Here is a 21,135-nt window from a genome sequence, read left to right as displayed (position 1 = left end):
CCACTCCCCCCACTCCCTATACGAGTTATGATTTCTTGGCTTAGTTTATGTTCAATATTACTTAGTATCCTGCTCATGGGCTGTTCATTACCAACCACAGCTAAATCTCCAGCCGTAACACCAGAATCATCAACCCAAACATCAGTAAATGCTGGTCAAAATTTGCCAATTTCGGCTGAAGCTACTCTGCCTCGAAATATAAAAATTCAGTTAGAAGTAGCACGAACACAAGAACAACAACAAATGGGTTTGATGTATAGAAAGGATTTACCAGATAACCGAGGAATGCTGTTTCTTTTTCCGAACGCACAACCAGTACAATTTTGGATGAAGAATGTACCCGTTGCGTTAGATATGGTATTTCTCCGGCAAGGTGTGGTCCAGTACATCCAAACATCTGCTCCTCCTTGTGACATAGAACCTTGCCCCACCTACGGTCCTAATGTCCTGATAGATCAAGTAATTGAACTTAGGTCAGAACGAGCCAAAGAACTAGGTTTAAAGAAAGGAGATCAGATCAAAATAGATTTCCTAGTTCCTGGTGCTATTCCATAAACAGAATCAAGATTGACAATAGCTCTATGCACTTGAATAAGATACAAAATCTCTGGTAGAAGCCATACCACAAAAGACTTTTAACTTTTAACTTCTGACTTCTGCTATAGCAACAATTCTATGTAAAAATAGCATAAGTCTTTATGCTGAATTTTTATCTGGTACAAAATTATTTTTTTGAAAAAATACTACCAAACCTGGCATAAATAGTAGTAAAGAGGTTAATATTTATCAGTAGCCTAAATAACATCAGATTTTAGTTTTTCCAGTTAAAATCACGACTTTTAAAATTAAGTAACAAAATCTCCCTTTTGGCGCAAGTGTAAATAGTCGCCAATAGGTGAGTATAAACTATAAAATCTTTGTTACTTAAATCAAAACAAAAAACTAGAGGATGTTAATGGTGACACTAACATCATGGTTGAAGTATTACCTAAATATCATCCTGATGGGATACACAAGTCACTGTAGTAGAAATTGCTTCGTGATTTTAATTACCTTGGTCTAGTAGTAGATTCAGATAGATTAATGCTTTACAAAAGGGTTATTTAGAAAAATATATACTTTTTTTATACAACCTCGATTCTCTAATCTACTTATAGCAAGGTGACACATAAAATACTGGCTATACAATACCCACAAAATTAGATAAACAACCTATGATCATCAATTCTACTCAAGTAGGTGAGATACAAATGACACCATCAAGATATTCTCGGCTAATTAATTTTCTCCAGGAAGATTTGGCAATTTCCGCTGCTTCCCTCGCTGTAGCATTACGTAGCCGTGATCAAGATCCTGGTTCTTTAACTATGACTCTTTGGCAATATGGGTTAATTACACTAGAACAGTTGGAACAAATTTATGATTGGCTAGAAACAGCGTAGGGAAGAGGCATGGGGGCAGGGAGTAGGTGCAGAATTTACCCATTACCTATTACCTATTACCCATTACCCATTACCCATTACGAGTCTAATAACTATTGGGCAAAAACTTTTGCTGCTGCTGCTATACCAGCACCGGGGGTGAAGTTTTCATGACCAACTTGTGGAAGGACAACTTCTAGGGAAGCGATACAACTCAGAATGTCTCTATCGCACACAAAACCTAAGTGACCTATGCGGAAAATTTTATTACTCAGATGGTCTTGTCCACCTGCTAAAGCAATATCAAACCGTTTTTTCATCAAAGAACGAATTTTATCGGTTTCGATGCCTGGAGTAGCTACAGCGGTAATGGCAGGACTGGCACATTCATCTGCGGCAAACAATGATAAATTTAATGCTTTCATTGCCGCACGAGTGGCATTTTTTTGGCGTTCATGACGGGTAAAGATGGATTCCAATCCTTCCTTTTTCATCATTCCCAAGGTGGTATGTAGTGCCACCATTAAGTTGACGGGAGGGGTAAAGGGAGTGGTATTTTTAGCGGTGGCTTTACGATATTTCCCTAAATCTAAATAATACTTAGGCAATTTTGCGGTTTTGTAGGCTTCCCAGGCTTTAGGACTGACGGAGACAAATCCTAAACCGGGAGGAATCATGTAACCTTTTTGTGAACCAGAAGCAACTACGTCTAAACCCCAAGCATCTACAGGGACGTTGTAAGCCCCTAAACTGGTGACAGCATCAACAATAATTAAAGCCTCTCCATGTTCTTTAACGTGGCGGTTGATGGCTTCTAGATCATTAATGACACCAGTTGAGGTTTCGCTGTGGGTGATAATGACGGCTTTGATTTCTTTGTTGGTATCAGCTTGCAGTTTGGCTGCAAATTGGGCTGGGTCTAAGGGTTGTCCCCATTCTGCGGTGATTGCTTCTACATTTAAGCCAAAGGCTTGACCAACTTCTACCCAACGTTCACCAAATTTACCATTAGAACCGACTAAAATGCGATCGCCTGGAGAAAGAAAATTAATGATTCCCGCTTCTACAGCCCCAGTCCCACTGACATTTAGCATCAATACATCACTGCTGGTTTGATGTAGCCATTTGAGGTTTTCTGTCACCTCTGCCATCATGCTACTAAATTCACCGCTGCGGTGACCAATAGGGTGTTTAGCTAATGCTAGTAAAGCTGCTTCTGGAACTGGGGTAGGACCAGGAATCATCAGCATCAATTTATCGTCCATGTTTGTGTCCTAGTTGAAAATTTCAATACAATCCAAATTAACCCCTCTAGGGGATAAAAACACAAAAAAACCTACTCAAATTTTTCGTAGGAATGCCAGTTTAAAACTGTATTAATCAGCCCCACTTTTGCAGGGCTGAGTTTTGTCTAAATGGAAATAGACATTCATCATGAGCAATCTACTTTATCACCAAAATGGTTAATAGACCAACGGTGATCAATGATCAGAGAGGACGATTGAAAACTTTCTTCTAGTCGCTTTTGTTGGGATGCAGCTTTTCGCAGGGTAACAATTAGTTGGTTAACTTGATTGCGTAGGTCTTCGTTTTGACCTAGAGAAGTCATGGTTTGTCTTTCTAAAAGTTGAAGTATAAGTTCGTAATGGATAGGAGAAGGTAAAGGAATTGGCTCCATGTAGTTTATTATGAAGTTGAAACTTAGGGATGCTTAATTTTTAACTTAGTTAAAGTTTTGTTAACCCCAAATTAATTCTTACACAAGAAATAAATAATTGCAGTTATTAAGCAGGAGATAGCCGGGAAAAATGAGAATTTTAGAGGAAGAAGCAACAGGTAACAGAAAAACTCATGTTTAAAAACATGAGATGGAAATACTGATTCTTGACTAAGCTTTAAAATCTGAAACTTTAGTTTTTTCTGTTTCCTGTTCCCTGTTCCCTGTTCCCTGTTCCCTTTTTCGTAACCCTTGTTTTATATGGAATTCAAGACTGTAATTAAGCAAAGAGATTGGCTATTGCTAATTGAGGATCTGGTTGTTTTACCAAGGATTCACCAATCAGTACAGCGGATGCACCTGCTTTTTTAACTATACTTAAATCCTCTGGGTGATGCAATCCTGATTCGCTGACCACAAGAATGTTTTTTGCTTGTAACTGTTCACCTCTAGCTGTGAGTAGTTGACAAGTTGTTTGTAAATCAACAGAAAAATCTTCTAAATTGCGATTATTAATGCCAATTAAAGAAACACCATCTAAAGCTAAAACTCGATCTAGTTCTTCTAAATTATGCACTTCTATTAAAGTTGCCATTTTTAGGTTATGAGCAATTTTGATAAAGTATTGCAAATCTTGATCATTAAGGATGGCTGCTATTAATAAAACTGCATCTGCTCCATGAATTCGCGCCCAATACATTTGGTAAGGATAGATAATAAAATCCTTGCACAGCAAAGGTAAATCTACTGCTGAACGGACTAAGGATAGATTTTCAAAACTACCTTGGAAAAATTTAACATCTGTGAGAACAGAAAGACAACTAGCTCCACCTTTTTGATAAGATTGAGCGATCGCTACTGGGTTAAAATCCTCCCTAAATACCCCTTTACTGGGAGAAGCTTTTTTAACTTCAGCAATTAAAGCCGGATGAGTTTTACCTTGACGTAAAGCAGCCACAAAATCACGAGTTGGTGGTGCTGATAGGGCTTGTGTTTGCAATTCTCGCAAAGGTAGCCTTTCTCGCATTTGCTCAACTTCTGTTTCTTTCTGCCAGACAATTTCTTCTAAAATATTATTTGGTGCAGCCCCTTCTATAGCAGATCGATATTGAAGTATAGAAATATTAATAACTGTGCTAGGTGAACGACGACGGATTTGCATATTTTTTAAGGAGTTCAGAAGGTAGGGGCGCAGGGCCTGCGCCCTTTGTCAGGAGTCAGGAGTCAGGAGTCACCGAGTCAGGAGTCAGGAGTTCAGAAAGAAGAATCAAGAAGAAAGAAAATTTTTCTCTTCCCCATTACCTATCACCTGTAACTCCTTAATTCTTCTATTAACTAACCAATGCCCGTTTATAAGCTTCATCTAAAACTTCTGAAAGCGTTGGATGAGCGTGAACTAGGTAAGCAAGAGTTTGGATAGATTGACGACTGGCAATAGCGGCGGCGGCTTCATGAATTAAATCTGAGGCGTGGGGACCAAAGATATGTACACCTAAAACCTCGCCAGTATCTTTACGATAAATTACCTTCGTCATTCCATCAGTATCATTTTCCGCCAAAGCCTTGGAATTACCTTTAAAGTAACTCTTACTGGTGGCGACTTCAAAACCTTCAGTTAAACCCAAAGCATGGGCGGCTGTTTCAGTCAATCCCACATAGCTAACTTCTGGATGGGTAAAAGCGGCGGCAGGAATGCTGCGGTAGTCAACAGTTTTGTGACGACCCATCATATTTTCTACAGCAATAACACCTTGAGCCGATGCCGCATGAGCCAACATCATTTTGCCAGTAGCATCACCAATAGCCCAGAGATGGGGGATAACCTCCCCGTCTGATAATACCGCCATATTATCATTTACAGGAATAAAATTACGGCGATCAAGAGCGACTCCCACAGAATCTAACCCAAGATTTTGCGTAGCTGGAACGCGACCGGTAGCGACCAAACAAGCATCAACTTCAAGAACTTCTAAATCTTCCTTAGTTTCAAAGTCAGCCAACTCAATGATTACTGGTGAACCAGGAATAATTTTTTTAGCGTAGATACCGACTTTGGTTTCAATATCACGGGGGTTAATTAAGACCCGTTCTGCCAGTTTAGCAATGTCTCGATCAAATCCTGGCATTAACTCACTCAGGGCTTCAATTAAGGTGATTTCACAACCTAAAGCCGAGTAAACATCAGAAAATTCTAAGCCAATGTAACCGCTACCAATAATCGCCACCCACTTGGGTAGAGTTTCTAATTTAACGCCTTGGTCACTGGTAAATACGGTTTTGCCGTCTACTTCAATTCCGGGAGGAACGAAGGGAACAGAACCAGGCGAAAGGATAATATCTTGGGCTGTGATGGTTTTCTCACCTTTGTCTGTGGTGATGGTAACTTTTTGTGTACCAGACACCTTACCCCAACCCCGAATAATCTCCACTCCCAAGCGCTTGAGACTGTTGGTTAAGTCCCCTTGAATTTTGGCAACGAGATTGTTAGCATGATCAGCGATCGCTTGTCGTTCAAACTCCACATTACCAATTTGAATTCCCAAAGACTTGAGATGATGGGCATTACGTAATTCCCTCACCTTTCCTGAAGCCGCCAGTAATGCCTTAGAAGGAATACAACCCCTGTTTACACAAGTTCCTCCCATATCTCCAGCTTCAATAATCGCCGTTTTCAGACCGCAACTGATAGCGTGTAAAGCAGCACCATGTCCGCCCACACCAGCGCCGATAATCACTAAATCGTAATCAAATCCAGGACTCACTTTTATTTCCCCGTTATCTTCGCCTATTTATTATCAACTTAACTTTTTTGTGTAACTTTCTCAAATTAACAAAAAATAACGGAGAAGCTCTTGTGTCTCCCCGTTATTTTTTGTGAGTGTTTAATTAGAGTAAGCCACAAAATAAATGATCCTGTTTTGTCATGCTGAGTGCAGCGTTCGCGGAGCGTGGCGTTAGCCAAACTCTCTAATCTCAAGAGATTCTTCACTACACTTCGTTTCGTAATGCCTCTGGCACGCTGCGCTAACAGAATGACATTGGGCATTTCTTTTTGTGGAGTTCTCTTAGAGGGTGTTTGAAAAGTTATGGTTGATGTATCAAATATTTTTTACCCCACCCTAACCCTCCCCTTGTAAAGGGGAGGGAACTGGATTTTTATTGTTTCCCCCCTTTACAAGGGGAAAGGGGGGTAGCAATGTGATGAAAATTACGGAATACCACTTTTCAAACATCCTCTTAATTATGTTTGAGACTAGTAGTTCGTCAAATTTATTTTGACAGGTAATGATCGGAAAAAACTTCTGTTCTTCCCTCCCCTACCCCCGGTGCCTCTCTTCTCCCCCTGCTTGCCTTCACCCGTCATTTTCGGGTTGACAGACTACTAGTTGACCGCTGCTCTCAATTCTTTTAGCACCTTACCAATTTCCACAAAATCTTGGTTTTCTGAAAGCTGTTGCAAAGTCACCGGACTACTTTCTTGGATAATTTGGTTGTAGGTATTAATAGCATTATGCAAATCGTTGATATCTACCTCTACGCTTGGCAAAATATTATTATCTGACTGAGCAATAACTGGGCTAAATTTTAAAGCTTTAGTGCTGGCCACTAAATATTTTTTTGGTAACTGAACTGAACCGGAACTTTGTGTAGTAGGACGGGGAGCAGGGATGATTTTAATTAAGGTGAATATAAATCGTCCTGCCAATGCTGGACTAACACCAGCCTGCCTTAATATCTCCGTAAATCTATTCGATTCACCCCGTCTGATTGCTTCCGGCTGCCTGAAAGCTACAAGAACTTTACTATTTTCCTTGGTGAATATATTGATGGCAACACGATTGAGTTTGTCTTGACGCTCTGCTGTAATTCTAAGTGAATTTCCTCGTGATGTGCGGACAATGGTAACAGGACTGCCACTTTGACCTCCGGCATTCCCCACACTAGGACTTGTATTACCAGAGCCAGTAGTGCCACCACCACTCATGCTCCCACCAGTCCCCACACTAGGACTCGTATTATCATCGGGATTGGAATCAGTATTACCATTGGAGCCAGTAGTGCCACCACCACTCATGCCCCCGCCAGTCCCCACACTAGGACTCGTATTATCATCGGGATTGGAATCAGTATTACCATTGGAGCCAGTAGTGCCACCACCACTCATGCCCCCACCAGTCCCCACACTAGGACTCGTATTAATTGGTCCAATGTTTCCACCACCACTCATACCACCTGCTGTACCCAGACTAGGCGAAGTTTGGGATTGGCTTGGTTGCTGCCAATTGATTGCCAGTAGGGGAGTGAGAGTGAGAGCCAGAATAAAAGTTCTGATTTTTAACATGGTGATTTTATCAGGATTGAAGTGTTTATTTAGGGTTGGCTGAATAAAGGTAGAAACAATAACAGATAAGGTGTTCAGACTTTTTCAACCAGATCTATTTGGGTAAGAAATTGAAACCATAGCCTATGCTGAGAACAAATACCGTACCGCCCAAGCTAGTATCTGTGAGATCTGCACCTACGGCATTAATTGTCAAGGGAATAGTAGATATAGGGACGAAAGAAGCTCCAACGTTGAAACCAACTCCACTCCAGCCCATACCCACACCGATTTGGGGATGAACTTGTACCCCAACTCCAGCAAATACACCCGTATTTGCATCACCTGTGCGAAAATCGCCACCACCGGCTCCTATGGAAAAGGAAATGGGCATTTTATTAACAGTATCGTTAGGCTTTAATAGGGAGTAACTTGTAACTACACCATAGGCACTGGAAGGTCTAACTGATTCCCCTTTAACGTGCTGTGCAAAAGACTTCCAGCCAGCAGCCGCAGCTATTTGAGTGTTGCCTTTAGCATAGACAATGCGGTTAGCTTTGAGGTCAAAAGTTCCGTTGTAGCCAAAATTTTTGATACTACCAATGTTGTAGCCAAGTTCTAGACCAACTAGTTTCCGGGCATCTCCTAACCCAAAACCCATACTGATACTCCCGTCTGGTTGAGTTCTAGCTTTACCAGTGGTTGCTGCGGATGCCCCTAGGAAAACGTCACCCCAGGTAGCTCCAAAGGCGCTTGGTGTAGCAAAGGTAAGCGAAGGAGAGTAAGTACGTTTGAGTGGAATTACTTTGACCAGAGGGTCAACTAGTAAATATTGGCGTAATTTATCAGTATTAAGTTGACGTTTATCATTTGGTGCTGAAGTATCTGTTTGAGCAGTGATCCATGATTGTTTTTGATAAAGTAGAGGTTCAATCTTCCGCCCTGACTCTACGTTTTTCGCTAAGACATCTTGGAGATCCGGCAAGTTAGTCTTTAATTGAGCTTGATCAGTTATTAATTCTTTACTGCTATGGGTTTTAGGAGTTATTTCATTTGTTGCAGAAGCAGGGGTAACTGAAAGAGCGGTGATAGCCCATATATAGCTTAATAAAGTTGTACCTATGAACTTTAGCCAATTTGGGCGTAATAACATACATAAAAATTTTGTTTTTCTCAAAATTCTACTCCTCACGACGGTTATATGCGCCCGAATGTATATTAGAGTAATTCCCGAAAAACAGTAATGTACAGGATAAATTATGCTATTTTTATGAATTTTCCGTGAATTTATCAGGATAATTATGAACTTATCATGAGAATGTCAAAAACCTTTTCAGGTTAAGTAGGTTGGCGTTGAAAATTGTCGTTGGGGTAAGGGAACAGGGAACTCTTAACTGGGAACAGGAAAAGAGTTTTGAGTGATTTTACTTTTCTTCACATACCTTTAAATTTTTCTGTTCACCTACTTACGCCACGCTATCAGCAAACCCTATTTAATTTTTAATTGGGATATTCAAAAAACACCATTTGAGGGACTAATAAATCATGTGCTAATTTCCCGATTCCTAAAAAATTGGTTTCTGTTTCATAAACTCGTACAAAGTCGTCAATAACCAGATTGAGGGGAATTTTTTGACCTTGACACCATTTTTTAGCTGATTCTGGGGCTAGATTTACGGCTTTGAGATGTTGTAATGGTGTGTCTGCGGATATAGGTTGAAATGTGCTGTTTTCGATTTCGGTGGCTAAGTCTGTAAAGCTGAGACTGGTTGGAAGCTGGAAACTGCTGCTTTGTGTGCGAATTAGGGCAGATAGAGTGCCACCTGTGTTGAGTATTGTACCTAAATCACGAGCGATCGCCCGAATATATGTTCCCGCCCCACAAGATATGGCTATATCTAATTCAGGAAAATCTCCGTCTCGCCAGTCTAACACCTGAATTTGGGAAATTTCGACTGTTCGCACCGGAACTTCGACTATTTCCCCTTTTCGGGCTAAATCATAGAGGCGTTTGCCGTCAACTTGAATGGCGCTGTAACTGGGGGGGATTTGCTCAATTTTACCGATAAACTGGGAAAGGGACGTTTTGATATTTTCTAAATCTAATCCTGGACAGGGCGCAGAGGTAATAATTTCCCCTTCTAAATCATCTGTAGTAGTTTGTATTCCTAGCCGGACAGTGGCTTGATAAGCCTTTTCTCCCGGTAAATATTGTAATAATCTGGTGGCTTTACCCAAGGCTATCGGTAATACTCCGGTAGCTTTGGGATCTAAAGTTCCTGCGTGTCCGACTCGTTTCATCTTCAGTAGTTTTCGGACTTTGGCTACGCAGTCATGAGAAGTCCAGTCAAGTGGTTTGTTTAAATTGAGAAAGCCTTGCACAAGTTTAGATTTTAGGGTTGAGATTTTTTATTTTCACACAAATAGGAGTTCAGAAATATCGCTAACGCCACGCTACGCTACCAAAAGGTAGGGGCGCAGGGCCTGCGCCCATTCGGGAGTATGGCTAACGCCACGCTGCGCTATCAGGAGTTCTTGAAGAAGTCGGGGATCTAAATTAAATGTAATAGAGAAACACCAATACCTAGCAGCCAAAATCCAAAATGGACGATAGTATGAGCAAGTTTCTTTTTAACAGGTTTGCTGTCTTGAAGATTACCTAAAATTGGTGCTAATTTGAGATGATCAAGGGACTGGACAAGGTTTAAACCCAGGGACTGACTAGAAATACTTTGAGCGTAGGCAGCGTTCAGATAAGGCAGATATTCTGGTTTTCCGGCTATGTAAGTTTGAAAAAAGGGTAAACTTAACGCATTCATGTAATCATGGGCTTGGGAAGCATCACCTACCATATCTGTTGGTAATGCCATTTGTGTACTGTCAGGATTGCTATTACCAATGGTAGAAAAATGAGTACCACCAAGTAGCATAACTAAGTATTTTTCGGGATGAATAATCCAGGAAAAAGGGACAATTTGCTCATATAAAGTTGGGGCAACTGTGTCTTCACTACTACCGACAATCATGACTGGGGTATGAATTTGGCTTAACCCGGCTTGTCCGAAAATAGAACTGGTAATCGGATTAACAGCGATCGCCGCCTTGATTCTGGTATCTTGTAAATTGTAATCTTGTCCTGACTGGTTGGGCAATTCTAAAGCCCGACATTGCAACAATAAAGACATATTCCAAGTATTTCGCAATTTGTCAGGATGACAGTCTGCTTGTAGTTGGGAAAAGTTAATTTTTGCCCCCGCTAAAGCTAAGGCAGTATAACCTCCTAAAGACTGACCAAATACTCCCACTTGTTGTAAGTTCAGCCGTTGCTGAAATTGTGAATCTGACTCTAATTGATCTAAAATATATTTGATATCTAAAGGTCTATCTTTAAATTCATTAGGGTGTGTAACTTGATTACTATTACCATTTATTAAAGATTTTAATTGTTTAGCATCACTACCGGGATGATTGGGAATTACTACAGCAAACCCATGTTTAACTAAATGATCTGCTAAATAACGAAAGTTACTACTATCCAAACCTAAACCATGAGAAATCACAATCACAGGCACAGGATTTTGGCTATTAGGAATATATATATCTGTGGTTAAATGCCGATTACGGACTACATCAAAGAACTTAATTATTTGTTTCTTGGTCGATAAAATTACTGGATTTGAAAATCTTGGTAATTGAGAAAAATTAGGATAAGAAATTTGATCAGCTTCTAATTTTGATGCTTGGATTAATGCGGAAATAGTTGTTTCCGTATCGTTGATCATTTTCTCTAACTCACCAGCAACTTTTAGGCTGGAAGCCACATCAATCTTAATATTATCTTGAGGATATTTGCGTAATAAATTTAATAAATTTAATCCTTCCGGTTCAGCAGCAGCAGCAATTAAAGCTGTACGTAATGACCAAGAAGTAAATTTTGAATAATCAGATTTAGGTTTAATTAACCCTGCTAATCTTTGTAAGATAAATTTCCCTTGTTGGGTGTCAAGAAATTGGGAAGTTACAGCCGGACTAATTTTCAGTGGTTGAACTAAAATTTTCCTTAATTCTTGCAGTTTGTTTGTAGGAATATATTGATAATAGCCTGCTAAATCTGCATTAATTATCCCATATTTTGCATAGCTTTCTAAGGCACTAATAGGGATAGAAATTTCTAGTGCTGAATAGGAAGCATGAATTTGTTCTGCTGCCATAACCGGGTTACTTATCCCAAATGTTGGCAGCAATATGGACAAAATCAGTGTTAGAGAATTTTTTCTGAGGGTGCTGCCCCAATTACCAAACATATTCATCGCTTAACTTTTGTGGTGATGTTGTTGAGCGAGGCTCAAATTTTGGTAGTGATTCAAACACCCTGTTAAACTATTCTCAATAGTGCCTATCGCAGACTACACAAACAAAATTTCAGACCGTTTGCGATTAGTTTGCTTTGAATTGCTAAGACTTCTTTTAAGATTATAATAAGTACATGAATTATCTACATCAGTATTTATTATGTATTTTTCCTGATTAATAAAATCTAAATAATGCTAATAAATCCTATTAATTAGGTTCGCATAATGCAATAGATATAGAACCAATGACTACAAAAAATGCCCCAGTAACACCTACTAAAGAAATATTTTCTGGAGAGATAATATTAGGAGTAATTACGGACATCAGCCAACCGGAAATTAAAGTAATAATCGGAGCTAAAGCTAATACAGCACCCACTCTTGAGGCTTGCCAATGTACTAAAGATTCAGCAAAAGCACCATAGGCGACGAGGGTATTTAAAGCGCAAAATATCAAAGTTGAAAAATAGAAAATATCCAGGGTGAAAATTGTGTGAGTTTTTGCCAATGGCGTGAATAATAAAGCACAGCCACCGTAAATAATCAACATAATTTTTGCTGAAGATAACGATTGCAATAACTGTTTTTGTGATAAAGCATAGATAGCCCATGCTATTGCCCCGAAAACAATCAAGCCACTACCTAGTAAATATTCACCTTGGGCTGTGATCAGATTAACTAATTGGGCATGAAAAAATAGTGCAAAACCCAAAGTTAGTACAGCTACACCTAGCCATTGATACAATGTATAACGTTCGTTAAAAATGACTAATCCACCGAAACTTAATAACACACTAGATAATTGAATGATCACCTCAGCATTAGCTGGAGCGGTCAATGCTAAACCTTGCATAAATAGAAAATAGTTAGCAGCTAAAAATATAGTAGCAACTACTAATAATTGCCAAGAGGTAGCACGTAATTGTTCTAAGGTTGGTAATTGTTGCTGAAACAACAAATAAATTGCCAGTAAGAGGAAGGAAGTTAAAAAGCGAAACCAAATAACGGTGTAGACATCTAGCTCTTGTAGTGTTACCGTCAAAGCCAGAGGTAAAACTCCCCATAAAAAGACAGTTACCAGTGATAAACTTAGACCCAAACGCCAACGACCAGAACTTTGATGCATGATTAATAATCACTAAGGGAGACACATCATTTTTGCATAATAATCAAGTACCAGGAATATTTAATTACTTCTGTCCATTGGCTATGAGTCCGGGTAATATTAATTTTAGTACACTTCGTTTCGTAATGCCTCTGGCACGCTGCGCGAACAAAATGACATTGGGCATTTCTTTTTGTGGAGTTCTCTAAAGGTACACTGACTTTTTGTGCAAAAATCAACTATGAAGTATACTAGATCGGAAAATGCCACTTAGTCCCCAAAGGTAAACTGAGTATCAAGGTGCATAAATTTACAATCTGGGTCGAAGGTGAAAAGTAGCTATGTCAGAAACTAGTGACAAACTCATACCCATATCACAAAGGCAACCTGTACAGCGTCGCCGGCGTAAACGTCCAGTCCCCAAGACAGGACAGAAAAAAGTTATCAATCAACAGCCAGTTTCTAGTCCAAGAGAAACTGCAACATTAGCTCGTCCAAACAATCATAGCAGTCCTGTTCCTATCTCGTCTGGGGGGCGAAAACCAGCATCACGGAAGATGATGCCTCCAGGTGTTAAACCAGTACCTACAGTCAAGAAAAATACTCAAATTTCTCCATCAGCAAATGTGAGGTTAAAGACCGTACGCATGGAGAAGCCGAGAATTGAAAGCAGAGGGTCACGCAAGACTAGGTTAAAACCTATGGCTAGAACTGTGTTATATGCCTTGCGGTTGTTGATTGTGGGTGTGGGGATAGGTGCGATTGTGGGTACGTTGTTGTCAATTCTAGACCCTGCTAATCGCCTTGGTTCAGTTGCGTTAGTATCTCAAACTACTACTTCTCAAAAAACATCTCAAACTCCTAATACAAGCTTATATCTGTCCCAAGAAATTACTTCTTTAAAAAATTCTTTACAAACTCTCACCACAGCTAATGCTGATCTGATGCCAGGGGTGTTTTTATTAGACTTAGATAATGGTGGTTATGTAGATATTAATAGTAATGCCAGTTTTGCTGCGGCAAGCACGATTAAAATTCCGATTTTGATTGCTTTTTTCCAGGATGTAGATGCTGGTAAAATCCGCCTGGATGAAATCTTAACTCTCCAAAAAGAGATGATTGTCGGGGGTTCGGGAAATATGCAATATCAAACCCCAGACAGCAAATACACGGCTCTTGATGTGGCTACGAAGATGATTACAATTAGCGACAATACGGCTACGAATATGCTGGTTGCTAAATTAGGCGGACAGGAGGCGTTAAATGGACGTTTTCGCAGTTGGGGATTAACAACGACGATGATTCGTAATCCTCTCCCAGATTTAGAGGGGACTAATACTACTAGTCCGAGGGAATTGGGGAATTTAATCTCGATGGTGAATCAAGGTAATGTCGTGGGTATGCGATCGCGTGATTTAATGCTTAATATTATGAGTCGCACTGAACGAGATAATCTTTTACCTGCTGGCTTAGGAAAAGGCGCAAATGCTTACCACAAAACAGGTGATATTGGCACAATGTTAGCAGATGCGGGTTTAATAGATGTCCCTACGGGTAAACGTTATATCGCCGCTATTATGGTGAAACGTCCCAATAATGATCCTCGTGCGGCAAAATTAATTAGTTCTATTTCTAGTGCTGCTTATGAACACTTTAGCCAAACTACAGTAACACCTAGCAATCCGATAAATAACCAACCGGTTACTCAACCAATCACTCAACCAGCAACTCAACCAGCAACTCAACCAATAACTTCACCAATTTCTAATTATCAACCACCCGTTCAACCCTTTGTTCAGCAACCAGTTCAACAACCGATAATGAATCCTGCTATGCCTAATGGGATGGTTAATAATATGCCTATGGGCAGTTATCCACCTCCTGTAATGACTCCGCAATATTATCCACCACAATAGATAATTCAGAATTCAAACTGGTTGCAGAAAATGTGGCTTTGTTGCTAGACTACAAGCAAAAATTGGCGTTGCATAATTAAAGTATGAATTAGCCTCACGCAAAGGCGCAAAGACGCAAAGGAAGAGGGAACAAAAATCAGAGTTTTAACATTTTTGATATCGCATTCCCGGAAGTTGGGTGACTAAACCCATGAGTTCTAATTGTAATAAGGAACTGGAAACTAAAGCCGCATTCATCCCTGTTTTTTGAATTATAAAATCAAAGGATAAAGTATCAATAGTCAAAGTGTCTATTACCTGTTGTAATTCAGGTGCTAAGTCAGGTAAAGGAGGAGATTTAACTATGGGAATTTCTATATCTATTTGGGGAATTGCCCCCAACATGGTTAATAATTGACTGAGTTCTTGATTAATTAAACCTGCACCTTGACTAATTAATTTTAAACAACCTTGTGATGGTTGATCATCAATTCTTCCGGGTAATGCGTAAACATCTCGACAAAATTCATTAGCATAAGTGGCTGTGATTAAAGCGCCAGATTTTATTGGTGCTTCTATGACTAATACTGCGCGACTTAAACCAGCAATGATGCGATTTCGCCGGGGAAAATGGGTGCGGTTGGGTGTGGTTTTGGCAGGATATTCACTAATTACTATGCCAGAGGTCAATATCTGTTTATATAAACCTTGATTTTTATGGGGATAAATAACATCTACTCCTGTTCCTACAACTGCTATTGTTCTTCCTCCTGCTTTCATTGCTGCTGCGTGACTTTCGGTGTCTATTCCTTCTGCCATACCGGAAACAATGGTAAAACCATTTTTGGCTAATGCGGTACTAATTTGACGAGTCCATTTAATTCCATATTCTGTGGGTTGACGAGTTCCGACAATTCCCACTAAAGGTTTTTGTCCTGAATTCTCCTGTAAATCAACTTCACCCCGATAATACAATAAGGGGGGTGGACTGGGAATTTCTCGCAGTAGTTGGGGATATTCTGGGTCTGCTGGTGTCCAAAAAAGGGGGTTTGCTTGTTGGTGTTGAGTGAGTAGTTGTTCTGGGTTTAAACGGGATTTTTGTTGAACAACTTTTTCTAATGTCTGAAATCCCAAACCTTCAACTTTTCGTAATTCACTAGGAGTAGCTTTCCAAGCATTTTCCAAGTTACCAAAATGCTGTTGTAATCTTTGCAGTAATATGGGTCCAATCCCAGAAATTTGCGACCAAGCTAACCAATATTTACGTTCTTCTGTGTTTGACATAGTATAAATATAATTACATTGGCGGTTAGAGGGTGTTTGAAAAGTCTCAATCCATACTAACCCTGGCGGTTAGAAACCGCGTCTACACAGGCAAAACCTAGATGGTACGTGGGTTCAATATCTTGATTTTTTGGCGTTGCTGAATCGAGGTATGAAATTTCCAAATTGAACCTTTAAAAATCTTACCTTTGCGTCTTTGCGCCTTTGCGTGAGACTAAAATTCATACCCTTAATCAGCAACGCCGATTTTTCAAATAATCAAATACAGATTTATCGCCAATGTCGGGAGGAATAGCTTGAATTACTTTTCTTATAGCAAAGATGAGGAATAAAATTGCCCAAGTTGCTAGTAAAACTTGTTCTGCTGGCGTTGATAAAATTCCGGTTAAATGTCCTAATAATAGTAGGGGAACAAGGGAAGTTAAGATTTTAGTTTCTAAACGATGAAAACAAAAACCTTCTTTGAAAAAGATCCCTGTCAAGGCTGCAAAGGTAAAACCAATTCCTAATATGGTGAGGGGTTGATTATAAATAGTAATTGCAAAAGCTTGACTATCACCATGTCCAAAAATAAAGGCACAAATGCTACCAATTATCCAAAAAAGTTGGAGAATGCGGTGCAAAAATGCCATATAGATATGAATAGTTAATAAACTAACTCCCAGTGCAATACTAAAACAGGTGTAGAGAGGTGTCAGGGAGGCGATAGCGAAGCTCGCCGCAGGCATCGCAGCGGGTTGGGGATAAAATAAGACTAAACCGCTACCAATGGCAAAACACAGGGCGGCGATCATTAATCCTGTGCGATAAATTATCACACTTTGGCGATCGCTCTGAGTAATCGTAAACTCCCCAAATTGACCTTGATATACTGCCGGCGATGATATTGTTTGTGTAGTCATATTCCCAATAATAGTATAGGTTTAGGTTTTAGATCCCCGACTTCTTAAAGAAGTCGGGGATCTGATTTGATTGATTAATGTCCCTTTCCAGCACCTAAATACAATTCTCCGACTTTTGGGTTATTTAATAATTCTCTACCAGGTCCTGAGATAGCATCTCTTCCTGATTCTAACACATAACCACGATCTGCCATTTCTAAGGCTTTTCTGGCATTTTGTTCAACTAAAACTATCGCAGTCCCCGATTTTTTAATTTGTTTAATTTGCTCAAATACTTGAGTTACCAAAATGGGAGATAATGCGGCTGAGGGTTCATCTAATAGGAGTAAACTGGGTTCTAACATTAATGCTTTCCCCATTGCTAACATTTGTCTTTCTCCACCGGAAAGAGTTCCTGCGCGTTGACGACGGCGATCGCTCAATCGAGGAAACATGGTGTATATTTTATCTTTAAGAGGTTTCAAGGGAACATCTCTCACAAAAGCCCCCATTTCTAAGTTTTCATCTATGGTTAAAGAGGGGAAAACGTTGGCAATTTGGGGAACATAGGACATTCCTTTGGCGACAATTTGATTTGATTTTAAACCAATCAAATTCTGATCTTTAAAGGTAATAGTTCCGGTGTGGGGTGTCAAAAGTCCAAAAATGGTTTTTACTAAGGTGGATTTACCTGCACCATTGGGACCAATTACTGTGACTAATTCTCCTGGTGCAATGTGAAAGTTGACACCTTGCAAAATATCTACATCTTTAATATATCCAGCGTGGACATTTTCTACGTTTAATAAATAGTTATTAGTCATTTGTTACATGAGGGAACAGGGAACAGGGAACGGGGAACAGGTAACAGGTAATTTGGTGATTTGGTGATTTTATTTTCCACTGTCACCTGTCCCCGTGGCGTAGCACCTGTCACCTGTCACCTAATTTACTATTTTCTGCAATTCTGGTCTTTCTTCTGCCAAAATTGCGTTTTCTACGGGGCAAACTTGCAAACAGATACCACAATCAATACAGGTAGCAAAGTCAATCCAGTACCAATCTGTGCCTTTAACGTTTTTTCCTGGACCTGGATGAATACAAGCTACAGGACAAGCACTTACGCAGTCAGCAACACCTTCACAAACGTCTGTAACAATGGTATGTGGCATTTTTCCGATTCCCTCTTTTTTGTCAGTTATTAATTCTTTTGGGCGTAAGTCCGTGACTCATGTTTTGGGCGCAAGTGGGGTATTAATGTTTTGGGCGCAGGCCCTGCGCCCCTACGGGATGATTCCGGGTTCAATGGTGTGTGAACCGTCGGCTTTAATCCAGGCTATTTGGGTAATGGAGCGATCGCTTGCATATTGACGAATCCCTGCTGTGTCCCTACCTCCCAGGTCTATTTCTACTCTCACTAAATTAGTGGAATTACGTAATTTATCGGCATAGGCAAAAGCCGCAGCTTCAGCGCCGGGGGTTTCTGGAACTACTAACCAATTACTAGGGGGAATATCCTGGGGTAATTGCTGATTTGATAGGAGAATTTGGTATAAATCATCAATATTCAATTCAAAGCCGATACCGGGAATATTTTCCTTCTGGGGATGGTATAAACCTAATAATTGGTCATAACGCCCACCACTTCCTAAAATCTGTGCTTGGGAATTTGTCTCGCTCACTACTTCAAAAACCAAACCTGTGTAGTAATCAATGGTTTGAATTAGGCTCAAGTCAAGGATTAAAGGGAATTTACCATCTAGTAATTCCACTAGGGATCTGAGGTTATTTATTGCCTCGTGCTGATCTGGTTCTAGATGTAAACTACTGACCTTTTGTAAAACATCTTTACTATCACCCCGCAAATCCAACATAATTTTAGCGCGTTGGCGGAGTTCTTCCTCTAGAGGCAAAGTATCAATAGTCACGCGATCTAAATTAGCGATCGCCCTGCGGACTTGATTTCTGATTTCCGGGGGAAAAGCATTCAGCAAAGAACGAGTAATTCCCGCTTCCCCCAAAATTAACCGCCAATCTTTTAAATCCAATGCTGTTAAACAGTCTGCTACCAGCAGCAACACTTCCCCATTGGCTAATAATCCCTCAGCACCCAGTAACTCCACCCCAGCTTGATAATACTCCTGCTGACGATTATGGCGGCCTTCCCAATTGCGGCGGAAAACATTAGCATTGTAATATAGTCGCTGGGGATAAGTGGCATCTGCCATGCGAGTTACCACTGTGCGAGCGATAGAGGCAGTCAATTCTGGACGCAACCCCAATTCTTCATTTTGACTATTTTGGAGTTGAATCACCATCTGACGCTGAATAGCTTCACCAGCCATCAGAGTATCCATTCGTTCCAAAGTTGAGGTGATAATCCTGTGATATCCCCACCGTTGAAACACCTGTTCTAATCTATCTTCAATCCAGCGTTTTTGCGCCACATCTAAAGGTAATAGATCCCTTGCTCCCGCTGCTGGTTGATACACCATTATTTTTTCTTCCCACCAAACAAACCGCCAAACAAACCACCTTTTCCAGACTTATCTGGTTGCTTCTCTTCAGTTTTAGAAGCGGAACTCACTTGAGAACCACTGTTTGTAATTCCTAAAGCTTGATCTACTTTGGGTTTCCATTCCAAAGCGATTTTCTCATTGGGATCTAACTTCAGGGCGTTATCAAAGTGAATTTTTGCCATTTTCAGTTGATTTTCCCGTAAATATACCATTGCCATCAAGCTATGGCAATGACTATTTCGCGGTTCTAACTTTAAGGCATCTTGTAATTCTACTTTGGCTGGGGACAATTGGTTTTTTTCTAATAAAACTTGAGCGCGACGCAGGTATTGTTCTACGATTGACTCTTCTTCGGGTGGGGAGGTTGGCGTTGGTGGTAAATTTGGGGCAGAACCTTGAGGTTGACTAGGTGCGGACTTATTCATTGACTGTCCAGCCACCCGCATCAGATAAACTAGATTTAGCTCACTAACCTCAGCAATGATTTTGTGTACTTGTTGCAAATCACTAAATTGAGTTGGGGCAATTTTAGCGATCGCCTGCTTATATGCCATACTCACATTAGGCGCAGCTAACAATTGCCGCCCCGATTCCGTCTTCAGTCTAATTGCTCCTGGTTCTTGGGCAAATCTCTTCCCCATTTGTGTCAGAATAAACAAATACTCAGCCCGATTGCGTTCCACAGAAAACTTCTCATAAGCCGGATTAACCAACTTTGCTAAAAATTGATTAGCCATCTCTTTTTCCGACTCATTCCTCATCAAAGAACTATCTGGGTGCAATATCCGAGCAATTTGTAAATAACGGTTACGGATTTCCTTAAATTCCGCATCAATCGGCACACATAAAACTGCGTGATGATCTATGAAATCATCCGTAAATAATCCAGAATCTATTTTTAATGACATATTTATTATAGGTATCGCACCCCGGCATATTCTTTCCAGTTTACAGGGAAGTATGGGAAGTTTCAAAGCCATCCAGTAGCAACCAGGAAATTTAATACTTATTAGACGTTGTTTGAAAACTCATGATTGCTGTATCAAATGTTTTACCCCACCCTAACCCTCCCCTTGTGAAGGCTACGGTGTACACACAAGTTGTATCTGCAAGGGTTTCAGGCGTTATAGACCCCTGAAATTGTCATTACGAGCGCAAGTAATCACATAATCCCGTGGTTTTTGCGATTCCTAGGTCGCGCTAGTTCCCTCCGGGACGCAATGCGTTCGCTATCGCTTCGTTATTCCTCCTCTGTGGGAAACGCTATGGGAAGGCAATGAAAGACTTCTAGAGCGATTCCTAGGTCGCGCTAGTTCCCTCCGGGACGCAATGCGTTCGCTATCACCTGAGTTCGATATAAATAATCATCCTGAAAACTAATTATATCGGGCTTTTCTCAATTAGCAATGATTATTGACAATAAATAAACAAGAGAAAACAATCCAAAATTGAATATTTTGGACTCACAATTTAATTGCATGAAAATAATTAAATTAATAAAGCTGGTAGAGAAGTTACTTCATGTTTATCTAATTTTAAAGAAGGTTTTTTATCTTGCCAAGTATAAGCAATTAAACCAGCAATAATATTAACCATAAAATTATAAATACTGCGATGACGAGAATGAACAACTTGGGAAA

The 21,135-nt window shown here is 40.1% G+C and carries 18 protein-coding genes and 1 pseudogene; 3 read left to right on the top strand and 16 right to left on the bottom strand.

Annotated features, from left to right (window positions below; genetic code table 11):
- Positions 1 to 27 precede the first annotated feature (27 nt).
- Entirely contained in the window at positions 28 to 555 is a 528-nt protein-coding gene (locus tag AN486_RS21850; RefSeq protein ID WP_053538937.1) for a DUF192 domain-containing protein, read from the top strand.
- A gap of 659 nt (positions 556 to 1,214) precedes the next feature.
- Entirely contained in the window at positions 1,215 to 1,442 is a 228-nt protein-coding gene (locus tag AN486_RS21845; protein ID WP_053538936.1) for a DUF2949 domain-containing protein, read from the top strand.
- Between the two features lie 92 nt (positions 1,443 to 1,534).
- On the opposite strand, the gene AN486_RS21840 is transcribed toward AN486_RS21845, so the two are convergent.
- From AN486_RS21840 to AN486_RS21800, 9 genes are all read right to left on the bottom strand, one after another.
- Positions 1,535 to 2,686, bottom strand: a complete 1,152-nt coding sequence (locus tag AN486_RS21840) for an alanine--glyoxylate aminotransferase family protein (protein ID WP_290602528.1) — start codon at positions 2,684 to 2,686, stop codon at positions 1,535 to 1,537.
- Positions 2,687 to 2,853: 167 nt separating this feature from the next.
- Entirely contained in the window at positions 2,854 to 3,099 is a 246-nt protein-coding gene (locus tag AN486_RS21835) for a DUF5340 domain-containing protein (protein WP_039202208.1), read from the bottom strand.
- 319 nt (positions 3,100 to 3,418) lie between these two features.
- Positions 3,419 to 4,300, bottom strand: a complete 882-nt coding sequence (gene trpC, locus AN486_RS21830; protein WP_039202207.1) for an indole-3-glycerol phosphate synthase TrpC — start codon at positions 4,298 to 4,300, stop codon at positions 3,419 to 3,421.
- Positions 4,301 to 4,469: 169 nt separating this feature from the next.
- Positions 4,470 to 5,900 (bottom strand): dihydrolipoyl dehydrogenase, encoded by a 1,431-nt coding sequence (gene lpdA, locus AN486_RS21825; protein WP_053538934.1) that lies wholly within the window; start codon positions 5,898 to 5,900, stop codon positions 4,470 to 4,472.
- 620 nt (positions 5,901 to 6,520) lie between these two features.
- Positions 6,521 to 7,480 (bottom strand): hypothetical protein, encoded by a 960-nt coding sequence (locus AN486_RS21820; RefSeq protein ID WP_053538933.1) that lies wholly within the window; start codon positions 7,478 to 7,480, stop codon positions 6,521 to 6,523.
- 94 nt (positions 7,481 to 7,574) lie between these two features.
- The gene (locus AN486_RS21815; RefSeq protein WP_234413354.1) at positions 7,575 to 8,612 is read right to left on the bottom strand and encodes a hypothetical protein; all 1,038 of its coding nucleotides are present in this window, start codon (positions 8,610 to 8,612) and stop codon (positions 7,575 to 7,577) included.
- A 347-nt stretch (positions 8,613 to 8,959) separates the two neighbouring features.
- The gene (gene truB, locus AN486_RS21810) at positions 8,960 to 9,841 is read right to left on the bottom strand and encodes a tRNA pseudouridine(55) synthase TruB (protein ID WP_039202203.1); all 882 of its coding nucleotides are present in this window, start codon (positions 9,839 to 9,841) and stop codon (positions 8,960 to 8,962) included.
- Between the two features lie 170 nt (positions 9,842 to 10,011).
- Positions 10,012 to 11,769, bottom strand: a complete 1,758-nt coding sequence (locus AN486_RS21805) for an alpha/beta hydrolase (protein WP_168636092.1) — start codon at positions 11,767 to 11,769, stop codon at positions 10,012 to 10,014.
- Between the two features lie 250 nt (positions 11,770 to 12,019).
- On the bottom strand, positions 12,020 to 12,937 hold the full coding sequence (locus AN486_RS21800) for a DMT family transporter (RefSeq protein WP_168636093.1): 918 nt from the start codon (positions 12,935 to 12,937) through the stop codon (positions 12,020 to 12,022).
- 320 nt (positions 12,938 to 13,257) lie between these two features.
- Here AN486_RS21800 and AN486_RS21795 point away from each other — a divergent pair, with 320 nt between their 5' ends.
- The gene (locus AN486_RS21795; RefSeq protein WP_053538928.1) at positions 13,258 to 14,832 is read left to right on the top strand and encodes a class A beta-lactamase; all 1,575 of its coding nucleotides are present in this window, start codon (positions 13,258 to 13,260) and stop codon (positions 14,830 to 14,832) included.
- 144 nt (positions 14,833 to 14,976) lie between these two features.
- On the opposite strand, the gene dprA is transcribed toward AN486_RS21795, so the two are convergent.
- The 7 genes and pseudogenes from dprA to AN486_RS21760 all read right to left on the bottom strand — a co-directional run.
- Positions 14,977 to 16,095: a DNA-processing protein DprA gene (gene dprA, locus AN486_RS21790; protein WP_053538927.1), complete on the bottom strand. Its 1,119-nt coding sequence runs from the start codon at positions 16,093 to 16,095 to the stop codon at positions 14,977 to 14,979.
- Between the two features lie 233 nt (positions 16,096 to 16,328).
- A complete protein-coding gene (locus AN486_RS21785; RefSeq protein ID WP_290602521.1) occupies positions 16,329 to 16,997 on the bottom strand; it encodes a DUF2301 domain-containing membrane protein in 669 nt (222 codons plus the stop codon).
- A gap of 74 nt (positions 16,998 to 17,071) precedes the next feature.
- On the bottom strand, positions 17,072 to 17,800 hold the full coding sequence (locus AN486_RS21780; protein WP_053538925.1) for an ABC transporter ATP-binding protein: 729 nt from the start codon (positions 17,798 to 17,800) through the stop codon (positions 17,072 to 17,074).
- Positions 17,801 to 17,920: 120 nt separating this feature from the next.
- Positions 17,921 to 18,148 (bottom strand): ferredoxin family protein, encoded by a 228-nt coding sequence (locus tag AN486_RS21775; protein ID WP_027400959.1) that lies wholly within the window; start codon positions 18,146 to 18,148, stop codon positions 17,921 to 17,923.
- Between the two features lie 111 nt (positions 18,149 to 18,259).
- The gene (locus AN486_RS21770; protein ID WP_290602517.1) at positions 18,260 to 19,471 is read right to left on the bottom strand and encodes an ATP phosphoribosyltransferase regulatory subunit; all 1,212 of its coding nucleotides are present in this window, start codon (positions 19,469 to 19,471) and stop codon (positions 18,260 to 18,262) included.
- Positions 19,471 to 20,403 (bottom strand): J domain-containing protein, encoded by a 933-nt coding sequence (locus tag AN486_RS21765; RefSeq protein ID WP_168636095.1) that lies wholly within the window; start codon positions 20,401 to 20,403, stop codon positions 19,471 to 19,473. The genes AN486_RS21770 and AN486_RS21765 overlap by 1 nt, the downstream gene beginning before the upstream one ends.
- A gap of 580 nt (positions 20,404 to 20,983) precedes the next feature.
- Positions 20,984 to 21,135, bottom strand: a pseudogene (locus tag AN486_RS21760) (IS982 family transposase); the annotation flags it as partial.

The organism is Anabaena sp. AL93 (assembly GCF_001672085.1).
Taxonomy (GTDB): Bacteria; Cyanobacteriota; Cyanobacteriia; order Cyanobacteriales; family Nostocaceae; genus Dolichospermum; species Dolichospermum heterosporum.
Note: the sequence above shows the minus strand (reverse complement) of the source record. Positions and strands in the feature narration are given on the sequence as shown.